15 protein-coding genes and 1 pseudogene are annotated in these 18,332 nt (G+C 59.3%); 6 read left to right on the top strand and 10 right to left on the bottom strand.

The window, feature by feature from the left end; genetic code table 11:
- Positions 1–134: 134 nt before the first annotated feature.
- Positions 135–1,091, top strand: a complete 957-nt coding sequence (gene metF / locus SH809_14370; protein MDZ4700890.1) for a methylenetetrahydrofolate reductase [NAD(P)H] — start codon at positions 135–137, stop codon at positions 1,089–1,091.
- A gap of 136 nt (positions 1,092–1,227) precedes the next feature.
- On the opposite strand, the gene raiA is transcribed toward metF, so the two are convergent.
- The 8 genes and pseudogenes from raiA to SH809_14330 all read right to left on the bottom strand — a co-directional run bounded on the left by raiA (position 1,228) and on the right by SH809_14330 (position 10,066).
- Positions 1,228–1,524 carry a ribosome-associated translation inhibitor RaiA gene (raiA, locus tag SH809_14365; protein MDZ4700889.1) on the bottom strand — a complete coding sequence of 99 codons (297 nt, stop codon included), beginning with the start codon at positions 1,522–1,524 and terminating at the stop codon, positions 1,228–1,230.
- A gap of 213 nt (positions 1,525–1,737) precedes the next feature.
- Positions 1,738–2,175, bottom strand: coding sequence for an rRNA maturation RNase YbeY (gene ybeY, locus SH809_14360; GenBank protein ID MDZ4700888.1), 438 nt, complete (start codon positions 2,173–2,175; stop codon positions 1,738–1,740).
- Positions 2,176–2,188: 13 nt separating this feature from the next.
- Positions 2,189–2,644 carry a hypothetical protein gene (locus tag SH809_14355; GenBank protein ID MDZ4700887.1) on the bottom strand — a complete coding sequence of 152 codons (456 nt, stop codon included), beginning with the start codon at positions 2,642–2,644 and terminating at the stop codon, positions 2,189–2,191.
- A gap of 439 nt (positions 2,645–3,083) precedes the next feature.
- Positions 3,084–3,290: pseudogene (locus SH809_14350) on the bottom strand (cold shock domain-containing protein).
- A 273-nt stretch (positions 3,291–3,563) separates the two neighbouring features.
- Positions 3,564–6,431, bottom strand: a complete 2,868-nt coding sequence (locus SH809_14345) for a DUF2723 domain-containing protein (protein ID MDZ4700886.1) — start codon at positions 6,429–6,431, stop codon at positions 3,564–3,566.
- Between the two features lie 196 nt (positions 6,432–6,627).
- On the bottom strand, positions 6,628–7,341 hold the full coding sequence (gene rsmI, locus SH809_14340) for a 16S rRNA (cytidine(1402)-2'-O)-methyltransferase (protein ID MDZ4700885.1): 714 nt from the start codon (positions 7,339–7,341) through the stop codon (positions 6,628–6,630).
- Between the two features lie 23 nt (positions 7,342–7,364).
- Entirely contained in the window at positions 7,365–8,774 is a 1,410-nt protein-coding gene (locus SH809_14335) for an LptF/LptG family permease (GenBank protein ID MDZ4700884.1), read from the bottom strand.
- Positions 8,771–10,066 (bottom strand): metallophosphoesterase, encoded by a 1,296-nt coding sequence (locus tag SH809_14330; GenBank protein ID MDZ4700883.1) that lies wholly within the window; start codon positions 10,064–10,066, stop codon positions 8,771–8,773. The genes SH809_14335 and SH809_14330 overlap by 4 nt, the downstream gene beginning before the upstream one ends.
- A 117-nt stretch (positions 10,067–10,183) precedes the next feature.
- On the opposite strand from SH809_14330, the gene SH809_14325 reads away from it, so the two are divergent.
- The 3 genes from SH809_14325 to SH809_14315 all read left to right on the top strand — a co-directional run bounded on the left by SH809_14325 (position 10,184) and on the right by SH809_14315 (position 13,894).
- Positions 10,184–10,825 (top strand): MBL fold metallo-hydrolase, encoded by a 642-nt coding sequence (locus SH809_14325; GenBank protein MDZ4700882.1) that lies wholly within the window; start codon positions 10,184–10,186, stop codon positions 10,823–10,825.
- A 256-nt stretch (positions 10,826–11,081) separates the two neighbouring features.
- Positions 11,082–13,349 (top strand): DUF5916 domain-containing protein, encoded by a 2,268-nt coding sequence (locus tag SH809_14320; protein MDZ4700881.1) that lies wholly within the window; start codon positions 11,082–11,084, stop codon positions 13,347–13,349.
- Between the two features lie 191 nt (positions 13,350–13,540).
- Positions 13,541–13,894, top strand: coding sequence for a DUF6404 family protein (locus SH809_14315; GenBank protein MDZ4700880.1), 354 nt, complete (start codon positions 13,541–13,543; stop codon positions 13,892–13,894).
- 18 nt (positions 13,895–13,912) lie between these two features.
- On the opposite strand, the gene bshA is transcribed toward SH809_14315, so the two are convergent.
- Positions 13,913–15,058, bottom strand: a complete 1,146-nt coding sequence (bshA, locus tag SH809_14310; protein ID MDZ4700879.1) for an N-acetyl-alpha-D-glucosaminyl L-malate synthase BshA — start codon at positions 15,056–15,058, stop codon at positions 13,913–13,915.
- A 244-nt stretch (positions 15,059–15,302) separates the two neighbouring features.
- On the opposite strand from bshA, the gene SH809_14305 reads away from it, so the two are divergent.
- Positions 15,303–15,935 (top strand): outer membrane beta-barrel protein, encoded by a 633-nt coding sequence (locus tag SH809_14305; GenBank protein ID MDZ4700878.1) that lies wholly within the window; start codon positions 15,303–15,305, stop codon positions 15,933–15,935.
- 295 nt (positions 15,936–16,230) lie between these two features.
- Here the strand turns inward: SH809_14305 and SH809_14300 are convergent, their stop codons facing one another.
- Positions 16,231–16,800, bottom strand: a complete 570-nt coding sequence (locus SH809_14300) for a cell wall hydrolase (GenBank protein ID MDZ4700877.1) — start codon at positions 16,798–16,800, stop codon at positions 16,231–16,233.
- A gap of 462 nt (positions 16,801–17,262) precedes the next feature.
- On the opposite strand from SH809_14300, the gene SH809_14295 reads away from it, so the two are divergent.
- On the top strand, positions 17,263–18,332 hold a 1,070-nt coding region (locus SH809_14295; protein MDZ4700876.1), incomplete at its 3' end, for a 4-phosphoerythronate dehydrogenase.

Genomic DNA, 18,332 nt, shown 5'->3' with positions numbered 1-18,332 from the left:
GAAGGAGTGGTTGCTGGTTACACGTCGCTCGGCCGGTTGCCAGAGATGCCCGCCATTGGCATCAAGGTCGGGCCCGCAAGCTATGATATTTTGCCTGTCTCGCCAAATCCTGAACCGTTAATCTGTTTGAGTACATGAAGATCAGCGAAATCCTCGATCGTACCTCCGAGACGCTCATCTCCTACGAGATTGTACCGCCCAAACGAGGCAGCTCCGCCCAGCAGATCATGCGGATCGTGTCGGATCTGGTGGAGTTCGAGCCCCCATTTATCGATGTCACGAGCCATTCGGCGCAGGTATATTATGAGGAAATGCCCACCGGGGCCTGGCGCCGGCACGTCAAACGTAAGCGCCCGGGTACGCTGGGTCTCTGCGCGGCGATCAAACATCGCTATAACATCGAGCCCGTCCCTCATCTGCTGTGTATGGGGTTCACCCGGGAAGAAACGGAGGACGCCCTCATCGAGCTGAACTATCTGGGCATCCAGAATGTGATGGCGTTGCGAGGCGATACCTCGGAGTATCAGAAACGGGTGGCGCCGGATCGTACGGTTAATGAGTACGCGGTAGACCTCGTGAGCCAGATCCATGAGATGAATTGCGGGCATTACATGGAGGATATCATGGACGCGACGCCGACGGAGTTTTGTGTGGGCGTGGCCGGTTATCCCGAAAAGCATGTTCAAGCGCCGAATATCACCTGGGATATCCTCAATCTGAAACGAAAGGTGGACGCAGGGGCGGAATTTGTAACGACGCAGATGTTTTTTGATAACCGACACTACTTCGAGTTTGTCGAACGATGCCGCGAAGTGGGCATCACCGTGCCTATCATCCCGGGCTTAAAGATCCTGACGAGCAAGGCGCAGTTGCAGTCGCTGCCAAGTAAATTCTACCTGGAAATCCCAGAAGCGCTGGCCGCGGAAGTGGAAGCCGCCAGGCCCGAGCATGTGATCGATATCGGGGTGGAGTGGACGTTGCGTCAGGTGGAGGAGCTGATGAGCGCCAATCTGCCGTGTATCCACTTTTATATTATCCAGTCGGCGGATGTGGTGAAGCGCGTGGTGAAAGCGTGCCGAAAGATGGCCTGAGAGGATGGTCGGCAGATTGCAGGATGCAGGGTGTGTGCCGCCTGAAAGGCGATCGTACCGGTACATCCTGCAATCTGCCGTGTGGTGAACGGGCTACCGGCTTGATGCCGGCGTGATGGCAGGGTGCCTGTGGCGTTTAATTTCCCCGAAGCTTGTCTTTATACCTGAGCACTTGCCGGCGAAGACGAAGGACGCAGCGGTCGACAGCTTCTTCGAAGGTAGAGGCGCGATCCTGAGCGGTCAAGGCTTGTCGATACACTTGCACGGTGATTTCAGCGGATTTACTGACGCTACCGGTATTCGGCAAGCTCAACACCACGTGGGCGTCGGTGATGCCGTTGTAGTACCGTTCCAATTTTGACATCCGCATGTTCACATGGTCTTTCAGTTTGGGGGGTGCGCTGAAGTGCCGTGCCGTGATTCTTGTGTCCATAAGTAACCTCCTGGATATGAAGTGGTGTAAAGGAAGGTATTTGAAGACGCGGTGAAGGAACGATAAGAAATTGTTACCCTTGAAAAAAGAGGGGGTGTCGGAGAATGGGGGACTGTCTGGAAACAAGGGCACGCCAGAATGCCCCTAGCGAACATGAAACGAAGGTAGGGTGCAGTAGTTGGTCTATCGCGTGACGACTTTGTTGCACTTTCTTCACGGGCGCCCGAGGTACCTGTTCTCGATCTCATGCATTCGCTGCCTCGCATCCTGCGAGTCGTCCTCGTATCCGAGCAGGTGAAGTAACCCATGGATCACATACCGCAGGGCTTCATCCTCGAAGGACGCGCTGAATTCTTCGTGGCGTTCGAGGGCGGTATCAAGGTCGACGTAGATCTCTCCCTGAAGTGGCGAAACGCCGTCGTCGGGTTCGAGGAGGAAGGAGAGGACGTCGGTAGGGTAGTCGTGTTGGAGATAGGTCTGGTTGAGTTCGAGCACCGTCTGGCGGTCGGCGAGGATAACGCCGAGTGACTCGCAGGTGCGGTTTTCATCCTCCAGGAGCGCCAGGATGAGTCGGGTGAGACGGTCGTCGTCAATCCGGAGCGTCGCGTGGGCGTGGACGAGTTCGAGCCAGGGCAGCGAGGAGCGTGTCACGCGGTCGGGAGCTTCAGCCCAGATCGTTGAAGAGGGTTTCCGCCAGCGAGAGGGCGACACTGCTCATGATCATCTCCGGCGGCAGCTTCTCGAAGTCGGTTGACAACAGACGTTCGTCCACATGTGCAAAAAGCGAGGCGCCGGCCTGGCGCTCGACGACGAGGCCGCTGGTGGTCCCGGAACGGCGGGCTACGAAGATCACCTCCCCGAGCTCCTCACTGGCGATAAAGCCTGTGCAGCCCTGTAGTTGCAGGAATGAGCCGGCTGTATAGACGGACACCAGGTTCGCCGGCTGATCCTTGAGTAACCCGATAGGCAACACCAGCTCGCGGAGCACCTCCAGCGCCAGCGATCGCCCACTTTCTTCGTCGTATAACTCCAAGCGCACCAGAGCGGCGTCGTATTTGGGCGTAACGCCCAACACCGCCGCGATACGATTCATATCCCCGTCGGAAAAGGAAAAACTCATCGATTCCGTACCACGTGGTTAGTGCCGTTTTAACAGGAGCTGCCATCCTACGGCCTTCCGGCAGCCGCCGCAAAATAGGGGCTGCGATGTGCAAATACAACGTACAAAAGCCGGAACGTCAGGTGAGATTACCTGCGCCTGGGTTCGAAGCAGCCTCGCCCGAACCCGGTAAGGGGGTCGGGCGACGATACACACCACCTGGCACCCGACGGGACGCCGGGCGAGGCCTTTCAGGGAATTGGGGATGAGACGGTCGTTATAGGAAGAAGCCGCGTCGAGGTGCGGCCGGCCTACACGCCGGAACACCCGAGGTGTGGGGGGCGCTCCGGCGGAGTCATACGAATCGTGCCCAGGGACGGGGACGCGATTCGTGGGCTCAGTGTGCCTCGTCGTGCGCTAATAGCACACCTTCTTCCGCTCCTTCGCTCTCGTCGCCGAATGCCATCACATTGTGTGCGTGGAGGCCTTTGGGGCCATTGACAAGATCGAACGAAACTACTTCTCCCGTCCTCAGGGTTTTGAATCGCTTACTTGAATCGATTTGAGAGTAGTGCACGAAGATATCGCTGCCATCGTCCGGATGGAGAATGAAGCCGTACCCTTTCTTCGCGTCGAACCACTTGACGACACCAGTAATGTCAGACATAGAAAGCCTCCTTCTACGTTTTATGTTGCGCGCGCCTGAGGCCTACAGATGAGCTTCGTCCCCTGGCGCTGGGTGATAGAGTGGAGTTCAGGGTTATCGGCATTTTTAGTGCCGGAATACGCATTATAGAACCCTGTATGCCTCTATGTCAACCTGAAAAAGCAACATCCCTGCAAAAACTTGATCATAAATCCCGAGAAAATTAGGGAAATCTCCATATGAGTTCAGTAAGTAGACGCTTACTGAGAATGGGACATCGAACGTGGCGGTCGATCAGGGTGCAGAGGCGGAATCCGGGGAGAAGAGGCGGTCGCGTTCGGCGCGCAGCTGTTCCGGAGTCTGACGGTAAATGTCGTCGTCGAGGGCCTCGGCGATGCGGTCGCTGAAGGTCGATGCCGCCTCGAAATCGCTTACTTCGATGTAGCCGAGCTGGATCATTTGAATAAAGCGAATGAGCGAGTCCACCTGCCGGCGCGTCTGGGCGCGCTTCAGCTGGTCCAGCACAACCGGCTCGGCGTTTTTCCATACGGACACCGCGCGCTCGGTCTCCCCGATCAACTGGAGCGCGCGGGCGACGACGAGGTACGACTGGGGTGTGCCGGGGATGGTCTGGAACGGGACTTCGTTCATGAGCCGATCCATCAGTGCGACAGCCTGCACCTGGTCGCCCGCTTCACCCACCGTCTGTGCGGTCGTTGCAAAAATATTGCGGTAATTGTCGACCATTCGCCGCACGTTCTCGTCGAAATATACCTCCGGGTCGTTCAGTCCGGTAAACTTGAACTGACTCAACCGCTGCGGCGTGATCCCAGGGACCACGCGCCCCAGTTGCTCATTGTGTTTGATCGGGACGATCCGGAAGGCCTGGCCTTCGAGTTGAAAGTAGTTGTCCAGATCCATCAACCCATCCGAACTCACGGTCACGGCAAAATAAAACGGCCGCTCCCAGTTCTTCTCGGCGTTCGTCAAGAGGATATCGTAGAGCGCGAGGTCCGATATATACAGCAGGTTCATGCGCTCGTCGTACGGCCGGCCCTGCAGTGTCCATGACATCGGGCTTTCGAATCGGCTCGTATCGCCCGGCGCAAGCGGCACTTCGCTATCCTGCATCAACGCATCGACATCCACCGGAAGGCTAATTTCCCGAGGCTGCCATGGCCGGATGTTCAGCTTGTCGATTTCCTCGTCGCTCATCGAAAACGGCAACGGCGCGGAGTCCCGTGAGGACTGGTTCTTGAGCTGTTTGATATACCAGGGTGTGTTTAAGAGCGATACGTTCACGACTCTCACATCCCGGCGCACGGCCTCGACCTCCTGCAGGTACCACAGCGGAAAGGTGTCGTTGTCGCCGTTGGTGATCAGGATCGCATCGTCGGCGACGCTCATCAACATATTATAGGCATACTCCGGGGCGACATAGTTGCCCGAACGGTCGTGATCGTGGTAGTTCTCGATCGTCATCCAGAGCGGAACGGCCACACATAATAACGCGGCGACGCCGATCAGGATCGCGTTGCTGGCGCCGTCTCGTAACGACTTCTCCATCGACTCGCGGATCAGCTGGAGGACGCCTGTCGCGCCGATGCCGATCCACAGGGTGAAGGCAAAAAAGCTGGCCACGTACGAATAGTCGCGCTCGCGCGGTTGCATCGGGGTCTGGTTCAGGTACAGGATGATCCCGATGCCGGTCACGAAGAAAAGGACAAAAATACTGAACGCGCGGCGCCAGTCGCGCATGAAGTGGAATATGGCTCCAAAGAGACCCAGTAGGAGCGGCAGCGCGAAATAGGCGTTGCGACTTTCACGCTCGCTGGGGGTCTGAACGAATCGATCGGGCCCGTAATCGGGGTGGTCGATGGCGCTGATCCCCGTGATCGCCGGCGCATCTTGCTCGTCGCTCCCTCGTCCAGAGAAATTCCAGAGGAAGTATCGGAAGTACATGTCGCGCACCTGGTACTCCCAAAAGAAATCCCAATCGGAATCGAATTGGGCGTAAAACGCGAGGTGCGGTGGGGCAGGGGAGTGCCGGCGCGGGAATAGGGTCTCCTCGTCGTAGTTGATCTTCGCGGTGGCGTTGTCGTATGTCGACCCCTTCAACAGCGGCGTATCGCCGTATTGTTCGCGCTTGAGGTAGGATACGATGGCTTCTACCGTCTCGGGATCATTCTCGTCGATGGGCGGGTTGGCCGCGCTCCGAATGAAGATCAGCGCATAGGTCGTATAGCCAATCAGCGCCATCGCGACATAGAGGAACGCAAGATTGGGCACCTGCATCTGCCGCTTCTGTGTAAAATAGATGCCGGCCACGACGGCCAGGATCAACGCTACCGTCAAGAAAATGGGCGCGCCGCTATCCCCGATCAGCGACGGCAGCCACTGGATCATGCCGGGGTAGATCAACAGGAAGATGAGCACCGATACGACGCCGGTGACGATGAGGCCGACGATCCGCTGCCCGGTCGACCAGTCTCGTCGGTCGATCTCCTGGAAGAAGAAGATGAGCGCGACAAAAAACACCGCCAGCAGGTTCAGCAGGTGCACCCCGATCGCCAGGCCAAACATGTAGGCGATCAGAATGAGGTAGCGATTGGCGCTCAGGCCAAATGGGTGCTGGTGTTTGCCGGTGAACTGGGCTTCTTCCCGGCGGGCCAGTTCGCTCCACTTCATGATGAGCCACACGACGACGGCCGTGAAGAACATCGACATGGCGTAGACTTCGGCCTCGACGGCGTTGAACCAGAACGAGTCCGTGGCCGCGTAGGTGATGGCGCCGATCACGCCGCCGGCCCAGACGGTGATGTGGTCCTGAAACGTCTGCTCCCGATCCGCCGGCTGCCATTCGCGGGCGATACGCACGATGATAAGAAACGTCAACAACACGGTCAGCGCGCTGGAGAGTACGGAGACCAGGTTGACGGCGAGTGCTACATACGCCGGCGACGAAAACATGGAAAAGAGCCGCCCGATCAACATGTAAAACGGTGCGCCCGGCGGATGCGACACCTGGAGCTGGTTGGCGATCGCGATAAACTCGCCCGAATCCCAGAACGATGCCGTCGGAGCCACGGTCGCGAGGTATAACACGAGCGCCCAGAGAAAGACGAATGCGGCCAGGATGCGTTCGGTTTTATTCCAGTTCATGCGTTCGGTGGGCGGAGTGGTCCGGCCGTCGGAATGGGTGGGACGTACGTCGTCGTGTCAGGCGTGCGGAGACCGGGATGGCGCCGGCGTGCGTCGGCCGGCCGCTCAGGTCCGCGCATCCAACGCCATATCAGGGGGTGAAGTTGCTCGGAAGCAGGTCTCTGCTTAACGCACCAACGAGGGCGCTTCGTATGGGTCAGGCATCCTCTTCACTTTCATCGGGAAGCGCACGGGGTTCCCGGCCGCTGCCGGCTACCACCACGACACATTCGCCACGGACTTTCTCCTGCGCACCGTAGTGCGTGAGCAGTTCGGCGAGGGTGCCGCGGCGAACTTCTTCGAACTTCTTTGACAGCTCACGAGCAACCGCCGCCGGCCGTTCTTCGCCGAAGGCGTCCTTTAGCTGCTCCAGCATCCGGGTCAACCGATGCGGGGATTCGTAGAAGATGATCGTGCGCGTCTCGGCCTGGAGGCTGAGCAAGCGCGTCTTTCGCCCTTTTTTTGCCGGCAGAAATCCTTCGAACACAAAACGTTCGGCCGGTAGACCGCTAGCTACAAGCGCCGGGACAAAGGCAGTTGGACCGGGGAGCGCGACGACCGGGATACCGGCTTCGTGGCAGGCCCGCACGAGATAAAAGCCGGGGTCGGAAATGCCGGGCGTGCCGGCGTCGGTGATGAGGGCAATATCGTCGCCGGCCTCCATCCGTGCGATCAGGTGAGGCGCCTTGTGTCGCTCGTTGTGGTCGTGGTAACTCGTCCGCGCCGTGGTGATGCCGAAGTGATCGAGCAACACGCCGGACGTGCGAGTGTCCTCACAGGCGATGAGCGGCACCTCTTTGAGAACCCGCAGGGCGCGCAGTGTGATGTCTTCGAGGTTTCCGACGGGAGTAGGGACGAGGTAGAGCATCATCGGGCGAATTCAATCGGTGCGATTCAGGCCGCCCGTCGGAAGAGAGGGCGCGCCTTGAGATCGAACATGACGTAGCCGAGTAGGCCGGCGCCCAAGATAGTCATTACGATGTTGGCGCCCCACATCCCGACCCACGGAATGAGCATGCCGCGGTCCGCCAGTTTTTCGCCCTGGACGAGCGTCACCCAGTAAAAAAGGAAGATGCCCATGGCCAGGGCGCCAACCACACCGAGTCCGCCGCGCCGCATGCTCAGGCCGAGGGGGGCGCCGATCAGGACAAAGATCAGACAGGCGACGGCAATTGAATACTTTTTGTGGATCTCGACGCGGTATTTATCGGCGCGTTGTTGTTCGGAGTCGATGCTACGGTTGATCTGCTCGACCACAGAGCGGTCGGCCCGGAGGGTGCCGAGGGCGCCGTCAAAGGCCTGATTTGCCTGCAGCTCGGTCAGGCCGCGGAGGGCGATGCGGCTGCCGGCGTACGTCCGCGTGGTGTCCAGCGGGTCTGCGCCAGGAATAGGTGCGCCGACGGGTGCGTAGAGCGAATCACGCATCCAGCGCATCCCTACCGTACGCAAGGACTCCGAGCGCTCGGCGATGCTGGCCTCAAGGGAGTCCACATAGCCGATCATCTCGTCGCTCCGCATGGTGCGATCGGTTCGATATCCATCGTCCGGATCGCTGCGCTCGAAACTAAACTCACTGAGATCGAAGCTGAGCCGATGGCGGTCGAACGCCAGTCGCTCGTAACGGTCCTCCTGGACGCGCCCACGAGGATTCAACACCCGGTGCATCTCCCCATCTTCGAGGAGGAGATCCACCTGGCTGCCCTGCTCAAGCGAGACGAGCCGGCCGCTGGCGGCCTTGATCAGTACCTGCTGGACGGACTTGTCTGAGTAATCGAAGATCGTGATATCGATCAGATCGCTCGAGTCCGGCGGAATCTCCCGCACGAGGATACTATAGTCGTTTATCCCATCATAAAACACGCCGGCGGTCAGTTCGAATCCTGGCTGCTTCCGCCGAATATCCTTCCATAAACTGCTCGCCCGGAAGTTGGCGGCGGGGAGCACCTCGCTATTAAATTTCCACATGCCGGCTGTGATGACGGCCCCCAGCAGAAGCATCGGCCAGATTAGTTGAGGTACGGATACGCCAGCGCTTTTGAGTACAGTATAGACGTTGGTCTCCGCCAGCCGGCCAAAGGTCATCAAATTGGCGATGAGGACAGACATGGGTACGGCCAGTACCACCATATAGGCCAGGTTGTACGCAATGATCTCTCCGATGACGACCAGCGGCAGTCCCTTGCCCACGAGATCGGGTAAGTACCGGATCAAGAACTGCATAACCAGCAGGAAGATGAGCGTGCCGAGCCAGCCCAGGAACGGACCCGGAAACATGCGCAGGATCTGAAGATGGATCCGTTTCATGCCGCCGAGGTGCGCCGCAGGGTGAGCAGGGTGATTTCAGGGCGGATGCCGAGACGGAGCGGGGGTCCGACCGTGCTCAGTCCGCGGTTTACGTAAAGGAACTGCGGGTCGCCGGCTTCGGCGCGTTCTTCGGCATAGAGGCCGGCCCACCGGCTGTAAGCGACACGCGCAAGGCTCCAACGGAGCGGCCCCAACTCAAGGCCGATCTGGCCGCCGTGTGTATGGCCGCTTAGCATGAGGTCGATGAACGGGTACTGCTGCCGGATGTGCGCGTCCCAGTAGGTCGGGTCGTGGGCGAGGAGGAGGGACAACTGAGCGCCGGGCTCAGGCGGGGCCAGGCCCGCGAGTGCCTTCGGCATGTCGGCGAAGTGCTGGTTGAAGCCGGTATTGTCCGTACCGATCAAGTTGAGCCTGGCGCCGTTGATATCGAATGTTCGATTGGCGTTGACGAGCAGGTCGACATTTGACGCACGAACCCGTGCCGCGACGGCATCGACGTTGGCGTAGTGGTCGTGGTTGCCGAGGGAACCATATACCCCCAGTTCTGCCTTGAGGAGGCGTAAGCCGGGGGCGATGCGGTCGAACTCGGCATCGTCCCTGTTGACATAGTCGCCCGTGATGACGATAAGGTCCGGGCGAAGGGCTTGCGTGAGTGAGGCCGCCTCAAGCATGGGCCGCTCACTGAAGAATGAGCCGGCGTGGAGGTCCGAGAGTTGGGCAATGGTGAGGCCGTCGAGGGCCGGCGGGAGGGAGGGGATCGGGATGATCACCCTGTGCACCTGAAAGTCATACAGAGAACGAAACACGCCGTAGCCAGTGATGACAAAGGGGACGGAGCCGGCCGACCACCCCATTTGCCGCATGAATGCCCGCCGGCCCATCCGCTTCATGTCCGTCAGATCCAGGGATGGCGCCACCGTAACGGCGGCTTCTGATGGGATAGGTGTAGGGCTTAATTGCAGTTGAAACCAGCGGAAAAGCCAGGTGATGTAGTGCGCAAGATCCTTGAAGAGCAGGACCAAAGCGATGAGCGCCTTGGGCAAGTAGTAGGTTACCCATACGCCGAAAAACAGGGCGCGGACCAGCTTGGGTTCCACCTCCCACCACCGGGAAAATGCAAAATAGGCCGGCATCGTAAGCGGCATGGTTACCAGTGCCGCTCCATAAACAGGCAGTGTCCATCGCAGCTTCCTGTAAGCCCGCGCCAGACGTTTCCAATGGACGTACACATAGTAGTCGAGCAAAAAAAGCCCGACGACCAGGAATATGAAATAGACGCTTATGTCGGTCATATGGGTAAAAAACGCCTGCGATTTCGGAAGGTTCGAGGATGCCCGGATAATTCGCGGAACTCACCCGCCGCAACGCGTTCCACCGAACGCCCGCTACCTGTGTTCTAGCCGCACCGAATGATGACCATCCACTCCTTTTCGTTTAACCCCTTTCTCACCAATTGCTACATCTTTAGCGAAGGGAAAGAGGGGATCCTGGTAGACCCCAGCTGCCAGCGCGCCAGCGAGATCAAGTCGGTGCTTGCCTATCTGGAGACCGAACGCATCCAGATCGTCCGAATCCTGCTTACACACGCCCATCTTGACCATATTTTTGGGTGCGCGGCGCTCTGCCAGGCGCTCGGGGTGGGGTATGCCCTGCACCGGTCGGACGCCGCGTTGATCGCCCGCGCCGTCGACCAGGCCGCCTCGTTTGGCATCCCGATGGAGACGCCTCCCGAGCCGGCGGACTTTCTCGAAGAGGGTGATACCGTTTCGCTAGGCGCATCGACCTGGCACATCCTCCACACCCCCGGTCATTCGCCAGGATCGATTTGTTTTTTCGATGCCGCGAACCGCTTCGTCGTTTCCGGGGACGTGCTTTTCCACGATTCTATTGGCCGAACCGACCTGTGGAAGGGCTCGCTGCCGCAACTCATGGCCTCCATCTTCCAGAAACTGGTCCCCCTCGGCGACGATGTCGTGGTCTATCCCGGCCACGGCCCGGCTACGACCATTGGTCGTGAGCGCACTCAGAATCCCTTCCTGATCACGGCCTGATCGCCCCTGTCATCATCTATACGGCTCGGATCTGGCGTAACCCCACCCGCGGGGCCACGATATATCGTCTCTGCACGATGTGTATCGACCCTTCCAAAAATCGCTCAGGCTCCCCTGTAACCTTTCCAAATCCCGCCCCGTACTTGGTGCTAGTATTGTAGCATATGCTCACTTCTTCCCCGGATGCGCGGGGGAAGGCAACTCACGGCACCGCATGATCTCCACACTACGACTCCTCCTTGGGACCGCTTTTCTCGTGCTAGTTCTGCCAGCGCAAGCGCAACCCCAGTCGTCCGCGCCTACCACATCCGACGATCCCCTCACGGCCGACACATTTGTACCCAATGAATTTCCCCGGCTCACCATAGGCCGCATGCAGGGTGATATTGCCGTCGACGGAGAATTAAACGATACGGGGTGGCGTTCCGCGGCGATCGCGCAGAACTTCTCTGAATTTTTCCCTGTGGAGAAGGGCCGGCCTTCGATCGCCGTCCGCTCCTACCTGACGTACGACGAGCAGCATCTCTACGTGGCCTTCGTCATCGAGGACGACCCGACACAAATCCGAGCGAATCTGAGCGATCGCGATAACATCTGGCAGGACGATTATGTGGGTTTTTTGCTCGATACGCGGGGAGACGGGCGTGAGGTGTATTTCATCGCTTCCAATCCCCTGGGAATCCAGGGTGATACGCGTATCACGACGAACAACGAAGATCTGGGCTTCGACCTCATTTATAAGTCCGAGGGCCGGATCACGGACGAAGGGTATCAGGTGGAGATGGCGATTCCGTTTCGCAGCCTCCGCTTTCAGGCCGGCGAGGAACAGGCGTGGCGCGCCACCTTCTGGATCACCCACCCCAGGTCGAGCCGGAGCCAGTACACCTGGGCGGCCGTGGATCGCGATGACCCGTGCTGGACGTGCCAGTACGGTTATATAGAGGGCATTCAGGGCGTCAAGTCGGGTGGAAACCTCGAAATCATGCCCGGTCTGACCGGCTCGCAAGCGGGCGCGCTGGCCGTCCCGGGGGATCCTGATGCGGGGTTCAATAACGACAAGGTGACGGCTGAGCCTTCGCTCGACCTCAAGTACGGCTTCACGTCGGCGCTCACGGCGGACCTGTCGGTCAATCCGGACTTCAGCCAGATCGAGGCCGACGTGGCGCAGATCGACGTCAACTCCACCTTCGCGCTGTTTTTCCCCGAGCGCCGTCCGTTTTTCCAGGAAGGGAGCGATCTGTTCGATACGCCTATTCAAACCGTATACACGCGATCGATCAACGACCCGATCGTCGCCAGCAAGCTGACGGGGCAATTTGGTTCGACCAACGTGGCCTACATCGGCGCGCGAGATAACACGTCGCCGCTCCTGTTGCCTTCCGAGGAAAGCAGCGAGTTGCTGCAAGGAGGGAAAAGCTGGTCGAACATCGTCCGCGCGATGCGCACGTTCCCGAATAACTCCAACGTGGGCGCTCTGGTGACGGATCGCCGGCTGGATAACGGGGGCGCCGGCTCGACGGTGGCGCTTGATGCGTCGTTGCGGTTCCTGAAGTACTACCGCGTCCAGAGCCAGTTTGTCGTGAGCCAGACGGTGGAGGCGAATGCCCCGGAGGTTTCAGAAGGACTCAACGACGTGTTGTTTGCCGGCGGCCGGCACACGCTCGGCCTCGACGGCGAGTCGTACGGTGGCTCGGCGGTTTCCACGACCCTGAGCCGCGAGAGCCGCAACGCGTTTACCTACGTGGAATACGAACAGTTCAGTCCCACATTCAGGGCGGATAATGGGTTTGTCAACCAGAACGATGCCCGTGGCTTATTCTTGATGCAGGGGTTTAACTTCTTCCCGAAAAAGATCGCGCTGATCGATCGAATCGGTCCTCGCGTCCAGGCCATGCGGCAGTGGAATTACGGCGGCCTCCAGAAGGAGGAGTTCGTGCGAGCCAGCGTGTTCACCCAGATGAAGCGGCAGACGTTTTTGTTTGCCGGGTACACCCATTCGTGGGAGCGTTTTAGGGGTGTCGCGTTTGACGGACTCCGTAGCCTCAACCTGGAATTGGAGAGTAATTTCAGCGAGCCGGTGAGCCTGGGCGTGAACTATGAAGGAGGGCGGGACATCGCTCGTAACGTAGCGTCGCCAGAGATTGGCAAAAGCTTGAATCTGGGTGCATATGCCACGATCCGCCCGACGGCGCGGCTTCGACTTTCCCCCCAGATCAGCTATTCGCGCCTGACCGATCTGGATTCCGGCGAGGCCTTTTTTGACGGTTATATCGCCCGGTTGCTGACGACGTATCAGTTTACGCGCCAGCTTTCCCTGCGCGCCGTTGCGCAGTACAACGATTTTTCCAACCGATTGGACATCGATCCCTTGTTGACCTTCCGGATCAACCCGTTTTCTGCGTTCTACATCGGCTCGACGCATGGACTCGATTCGTTCAATGGACGAAACCCGGGCGACGCGCGGTATTACGTGCAGACGGAACGGCAGATCTTCTTCAAATTCCAGTACCTGTTCCGGTCATAATCGTGCGTGGCGTTCCGCGTTGAACGTTGGAGGGACGTTTCGCGCGTGCATGGCCGGTACGATGATTCGTTCCACAGCCGGCGCCGCGATCGTGCGTGGTGGGGCATTCAAGATGTTGGATGCTCCGGCCGATACCTGGAGGAGGCCCCAGTCTCCCCACCGTACTATCGCGACTTGCCCCCTCCAATCGCATGATGCACCGGGATAAAGTGGCGGCTTTCGTTCGTGAAGCGGAAGCGGCCGGTATCTCTCCCTGGGTGGCGGCGCCGGCGCATTTTCGCCTCTTGTGGCGACTCGGCATCGACGTTCCACCCCCGCTTTTCCATCACACGGCTCGACTGTCCGTTCTCGAAGGCGCCTTGTTCGGCTTCTTTTATGGTCTGTTTTTTCTGACGATGTTTACCCCGGGCGAGAGTCTGCTCTGCGGCCTCTGGGTGGGACTCGCCTTTGCCTGGGTCGCCGGCACGGAATACCAGCTGGCAAAAGAAGGCCTGGATCACATCCCGCAGTGGGACGATTACATTCCCGGTTATTCGTTGTACTAGATGCGTGGGTCCGGGCGGTTAGCCGGCCGATCGCACCCGTTCGATCGTGCGTTCGTACAGCGCCTCGTACATCGGGACGATGGCCGTCTCGTCGAACAGTTGCAGCGCACGCTCACGCGCGGCCTTGCTCATCCGTGCCGCCAGGGCGTCGTCGGTGAGGATGCGGCGGGTGCGTTCCACGAAGGCGTCGATATCGCCGAGCGGGCACAGGAACCCGGTTTCGCCGTCTACTACCAGTTCGGGTAGTCCTCCAATGTCGCTCGCCACGACCGGCACCTCGCACGCCATGGCCTCCAGCGCCGCCAGGCCGAAGGTCTCCGAACCGCTGGGCATCAGGAAAACATCGGAGATGGAGAGTACCTCTTCGACGGAGTCTTGTTTACCCAGGAAGCGGATATCTTCGTAGACCCCGAGTTCGCGCGCGAGATGCTCCGCCGGTACTCGATCCGGACCGTCGCCCGCCAGCAACAGCTTGATGCTGTGGCCTTCCATGCGGAGCCGGTGAAAGATCTGAACGACGTGCAACGTATTTTTCACCGGCCGGAAATTGGAGATGTGCACGAGCACCTTCTCGCAATTCGGGCACAGATGCATCCGGAGTTCCTCGGCCGCGAGCCGTCTGAACTGGCGGGAGTCGATCGAGTTAGGGATGACCTCGATGTCTTGCTTGATATCGAAGTAGTCGATGGTCTCCCGGCGAAGGTATTCGGATACCGCCGTGACGGCGTCGGATTCGTTGATCGAATAATTGACGACGGGGGCGAACGAGGGGTCCCGCCCGACGATCGTGATATCGGTCCCGTGCAGGGTGGTTACGACCGGGATCCGGATCCCTTCTTTTTGTAGGATCTGACGGGCGAGGACAGCGCTCGTGGCATGCGGGATGGCGTAGTGGACGTGGAGCAGATCCAGTTTCTGATGGCGGACCAGATCCGTCATCATACTCGTCAGGTTGAGGGTGTAGGGCGGGTATTCGAATAGGGGGTACGAGGTGACGCTGACCTCATGGAAATAGAGATTCTGTGTCAGCTTGCCGAGACGGAAGGGCAGAGCGTAGGCGATAAAGTGAATCTCGTGGCCTCTGGCGGCGAGGGCCTTGCCGAGCTCAGTGGCGACTACGCCACTTCCGCCATAAACCGGGTAACAGGTGATACCGATGCGCATGAGTTCGGATCAAAAGCCCAAATGAGCCGGCAAGAGGGTCTGGCCGGCCCCGCCACCCGGCGGGTCGACGGAGAAACTCGATAGGTTGAAGCAGGTTGCACCCCCTACGAATCCGCCCGGGCTTTGGGTGAGTGGTTGCGGCTTGCTTTTTGTGTGGCGTGGTCGTCGACGTTTCGGCATGTTCGTGCGGAGCCTCCGTGGCCGTGCACTCTTCTCACGATAAATGGGCCTGTGCTCTGGACCGATGAAAATGATACGTTTGTATGGTATAGCGGTACTCGTTGGAGTGATGATGGGTCTGACGCCCGCGCAAGAGGCGGCCGGCCAGTTGGGCTTCTCGGTGGGCGTGAACTATAGTAAATTGTCGGATATCGACCTCGGCAGCGGGGCTACTCGCTTCGAAGATGCCTCCGGGTGGCATGCGGAGATCTGGTTCGATATGCCCATCGGCCCCCTGGCGATGCGGCCCGGTTTGCGGTACATGCAAGCGGGCAGCGTGTTTGAATTCGCCAACGACGCGAACGCCAACTTCAGGGATGATTTTAACGTGAGCATGTTTGAGGTGCCGCTGGATTTCCGGTTTCGATTCAACATGGAAATTGCCACGCCGTACGTAGCCATAGGGCCGGTGATCCGGTTTCCGTCCGCCGGCCGCGGGGAGGTCTCCGGGATGAAGTCGCTCAACATTGGTGGCGGCTTCGGCGTTGGGCTTGAGATGGACCTGGGCGCCGTCCTGCTTTATCCGGAGCTCAAGTTCACCTTCGGCATCACCTCGTTCACCGAAGAAACGTTTGAGATCGAGAACATCGCCTTCACGGCTGACGAGAATCAGCAGTTGAACGGCGTCATGATTCGCCTCGGAATCGGGTTGAAGTAATATATGACGGGATGCTCATCGGCAGCCGTGGCCCACGAGTTGTCGTAATGGTAACGTGAAAAACCCTCCGAGTGCCTGGCGCTTGGAGGGTTTTTGCTTTACAGCCTCGTCTATGTTGGGAACGTCGCCTCGCCTGACGGCTTCTGACCTCGTATGTAGAGACGCCCCGCGGGGCGTCTCGGCAAGGTTTCCGTAGGTCAGGAACGGCACGGCTAAACTGAAAACCTCCGGGCGTCTGGCGCTCGGAGGTTTCTGGGGATGGCTCCAATCAGTCATTTGCGATTCGCCACCGCTCTCACGAGATTCCCGCAAAGAAGCGGAAGCGGCGATCGTCGAGCCGGAAGTGTTCGGGCGGCCGGATGGGGGTCAGCCCGCGGGCCCAGACCGGTTCGCGCTGGCCGATCATCGATTGCTGGCTGTAAAAATGTAAGGTCTCCGCCGAGAAGGGCCGATACTGGGGGCGTGCGTGGCGTACGTAATACGCTATACTGAGGGCGCGTTGCCAGCCCGTCTCGTCGTACTGTAGCGGAATCGACGAATAGTAGGTGGACTCCGTCGATTCGACATTAAACGCGCTGAACTGGAACGGATCGAGCACGACATCCCGGTAGGATGATTTGCCCCGATAGGCGGATTCAACCCGGTTCCGGACCACCCATGCGATCAGTTCCTGTTCTTCCGGGCGCTTGGTCTCCGAAAAAATGCAGCGGGCGAGCCAGAGAGTTTCGTGGTCGATCACGGAATCCGGAACGACAGGCAGGCGGTGAGGCTGGAGTTGAATGGAGCCATCGGGAGCCGGCCACACCGCAAGCGAATCGAAACGCGAGGCGAATGGGTCTACGTTCGAAGTCTCCGTTCGCGCCATCAACGGTACCATAAAGGTGCTGGCGGACAACTGGGAGAACGATCCGCTGGTGCTTAATACGATGGCGACTAATGCCAGAACGTATATGATCGTACGAGCTGTATGAGATGTACTCAATGCCCTGTTGGGATGGTTTCAAAGGCCGAGAATACTCATTCGTGTGAACCCGAAACTGACGGGTTTCACGTACTGGTTACGGCATCTACAGAGTAGTTTGCCAATCAGCATATATCATGCCGACCCCTCGGGAAGCCTGCTCAACGATGAAAACCGGCCGGTGTTTCATGCGGCTGGGGCTCACCCCGGGTCTCAACGTGGGAGGCAAGGGTCAATTGTAACGTAGTAGTGACTATGGCTTGAACAGGAAGTGAATCCGTTATCGCCAATCGCCGGGACTACGCGAATCCCCGCGTGTTTTTCGATATTTCAACCCCGAAACCCGTGACCATAACCCCCGAAACTATGCTTCGCATACTCTGTGATGAAAAGATGCCGCACGCACGGGAGGCGTTTGCGAGCCTTGGAACGGTCGTTACGTTACCCGTACATAACATTGTGCGCGAAGCCGTAATGGAAACCGACATCTTGTTGGTCCGGAGTGGGCTCCGCGTCGATGCTACGTTGCTGGATGGGACGCCGGTGCGGTATGTGGCCAGTGCAACGGCCGGCACCGATCACGTGGATCGCGCCTACCTGGCCGGCCGGGGCATCCCGTTCGACTTTGCACCGGGATGTAATGCGGATTCGGTGGTCGAGTATGTCTTCGCGGCGTTATTTCATCTGGCGGCGGAACGGGGGAGTCAGCTTGAAGGCAAGACGCTCGGGATCGTGGGATGCGGCCATGTTGGCGGCCGGCTGGCGCGGCGGGCGCCGGCGCTGGGCCTCCGGGTGCTGTGCTGCGATCCCCCTCTGGCCGAGGCGACGGGTGGCGCGGAGTATCACGCCTATGCGGACATTCTCGCGGCTTCGGATATCATCACCTTACATACCCCTCTCGCTCGGGAAGGCGAGCACCCGACCTTTCACCTGATGGATGCCGATGCGCTGCGGAGGATGAAACCGGGCGCCTGGCTTATCAATGCGTCGCGCGGCTCCGTAGTTGACGGCCGTGCCCTGGGCGAAGCGATCGACCATGGCCGGCTAGGGGCCGTCGTGCTGGACGTGTGGGAAGGAGAGCCGGAGGTCGACCTCAGCCTCATGCGCAAGGTCGATCTCGCGACCCCGCATATCGCCGGGCACTCGTACGAGGGCAAAGTGAATGGCACGATCCAGTTATACGAAGCGTTGCAGCGCTACCTTGGCGTTCGGGGCGACTGGGATGCCCAAACGATGCTCGCCCCGGGGCCTGGCGACCGGCTCTCGTTGACCTGGCCGGCAACGGCGCGCAGCCAGGAGGCCGGTCTGCGTTTGGTTGTGCGCGCCATGTACGACATTCTGGTAGATGACCGGGCTTTTCGCGAAGCACTGACGACGCCGGCGGACGACCAGGCCGCACTGTTTCGACGGCTGCGTCGGGATTACCTCCGGCGGCG

It is taken from the genome of Rhodothermales bacterium (assembly GCA_034439735.1).
Lineage (GTDB): Bacteria > Bacteroidota > Rhodothermia > Rhodothermales > JAHQVL01 > JAWKNW01.
Note: the sequence above shows the minus strand (reverse complement) of the source record. Positions and strands in the feature narration are given on the sequence as shown.

Excerpts from the sequence above, each read along its gene's own strand:
- metF (MDZ4700890.1), top strand. The coding sequence starts at position 135 with ATGAAGATCAGCGAAATCCTCGATCGTACCTCCGAGACGCTCATCTCC.
- raiA (MDZ4700889.1), bottom strand. The coding sequence starts at position 1,524 with ATGGACACAAGAATCACGGCACGGCACTTCAGCGCACCCCCCAAACTG.
- SH809_14355 (MDZ4700887.1), bottom strand. The coding sequence starts at position 2,644 with ATGAGTTTTTCCTTTTCCGACGGGGATATGAATCGTATCGCGGCGGTG.
- SH809_14345 (MDZ4700886.1), bottom strand. The coding sequence starts at position 6,431 with ATGAACTGGAATAAAACCGAACGCATCCTGGCCGCATTCGTCTTTCTC.
- rsmI (MDZ4700885.1), bottom strand. The coding sequence starts at position 7,341 with ATGATGCTCTACCTCGTCCCTACTCCCGTCGGAAACCTCGAAGACATC.
- SH809_14335 (MDZ4700884.1), bottom strand. The coding sequence starts at position 8,774 with ATGAAACGGATCCATCTTCAGATCCTGCGCATGTTTCCGGGTCCGTTC.
- SH809_14330 (MDZ4700883.1), bottom strand. The coding sequence starts at position 10,066 with ATGACCGACATAAGCGTCTATTTCATATTCCTGGTCGTCGGGCTTTTT.
- SH809_14325 (MDZ4700882.1), top strand. The coding sequence starts at position 10,184 with ATGATGACCATCCACTCCTTTTCGTTTAACCCCTTTCTCACCAATTGC.
- SH809_14315 (MDZ4700880.1), top strand. The coding sequence starts at position 13,541 with ATGATGCACCGGGATAAAGTGGCGGCTTTCGTTCGTGAAGCGGAAGCG.
- bshA (MDZ4700879.1), bottom strand. The coding sequence starts at position 15,058 with ATGCGCATCGGTATCACCTGTTACCCGGTTTATGGCGGAAGTGGCGTA.
- SH809_14305 (MDZ4700878.1), top strand. The coding sequence starts at position 15,303 with ATGAAAATGATACGTTTGTATGGTATAGCGGTACTCGTTGGAGTGATG.
- SH809_14300 (MDZ4700877.1), bottom strand. The coding sequence starts at position 16,800 with ATGGCGCGAACGGAGACTTCGAACGTAGACCCATTCGCCTCGCGTTTC.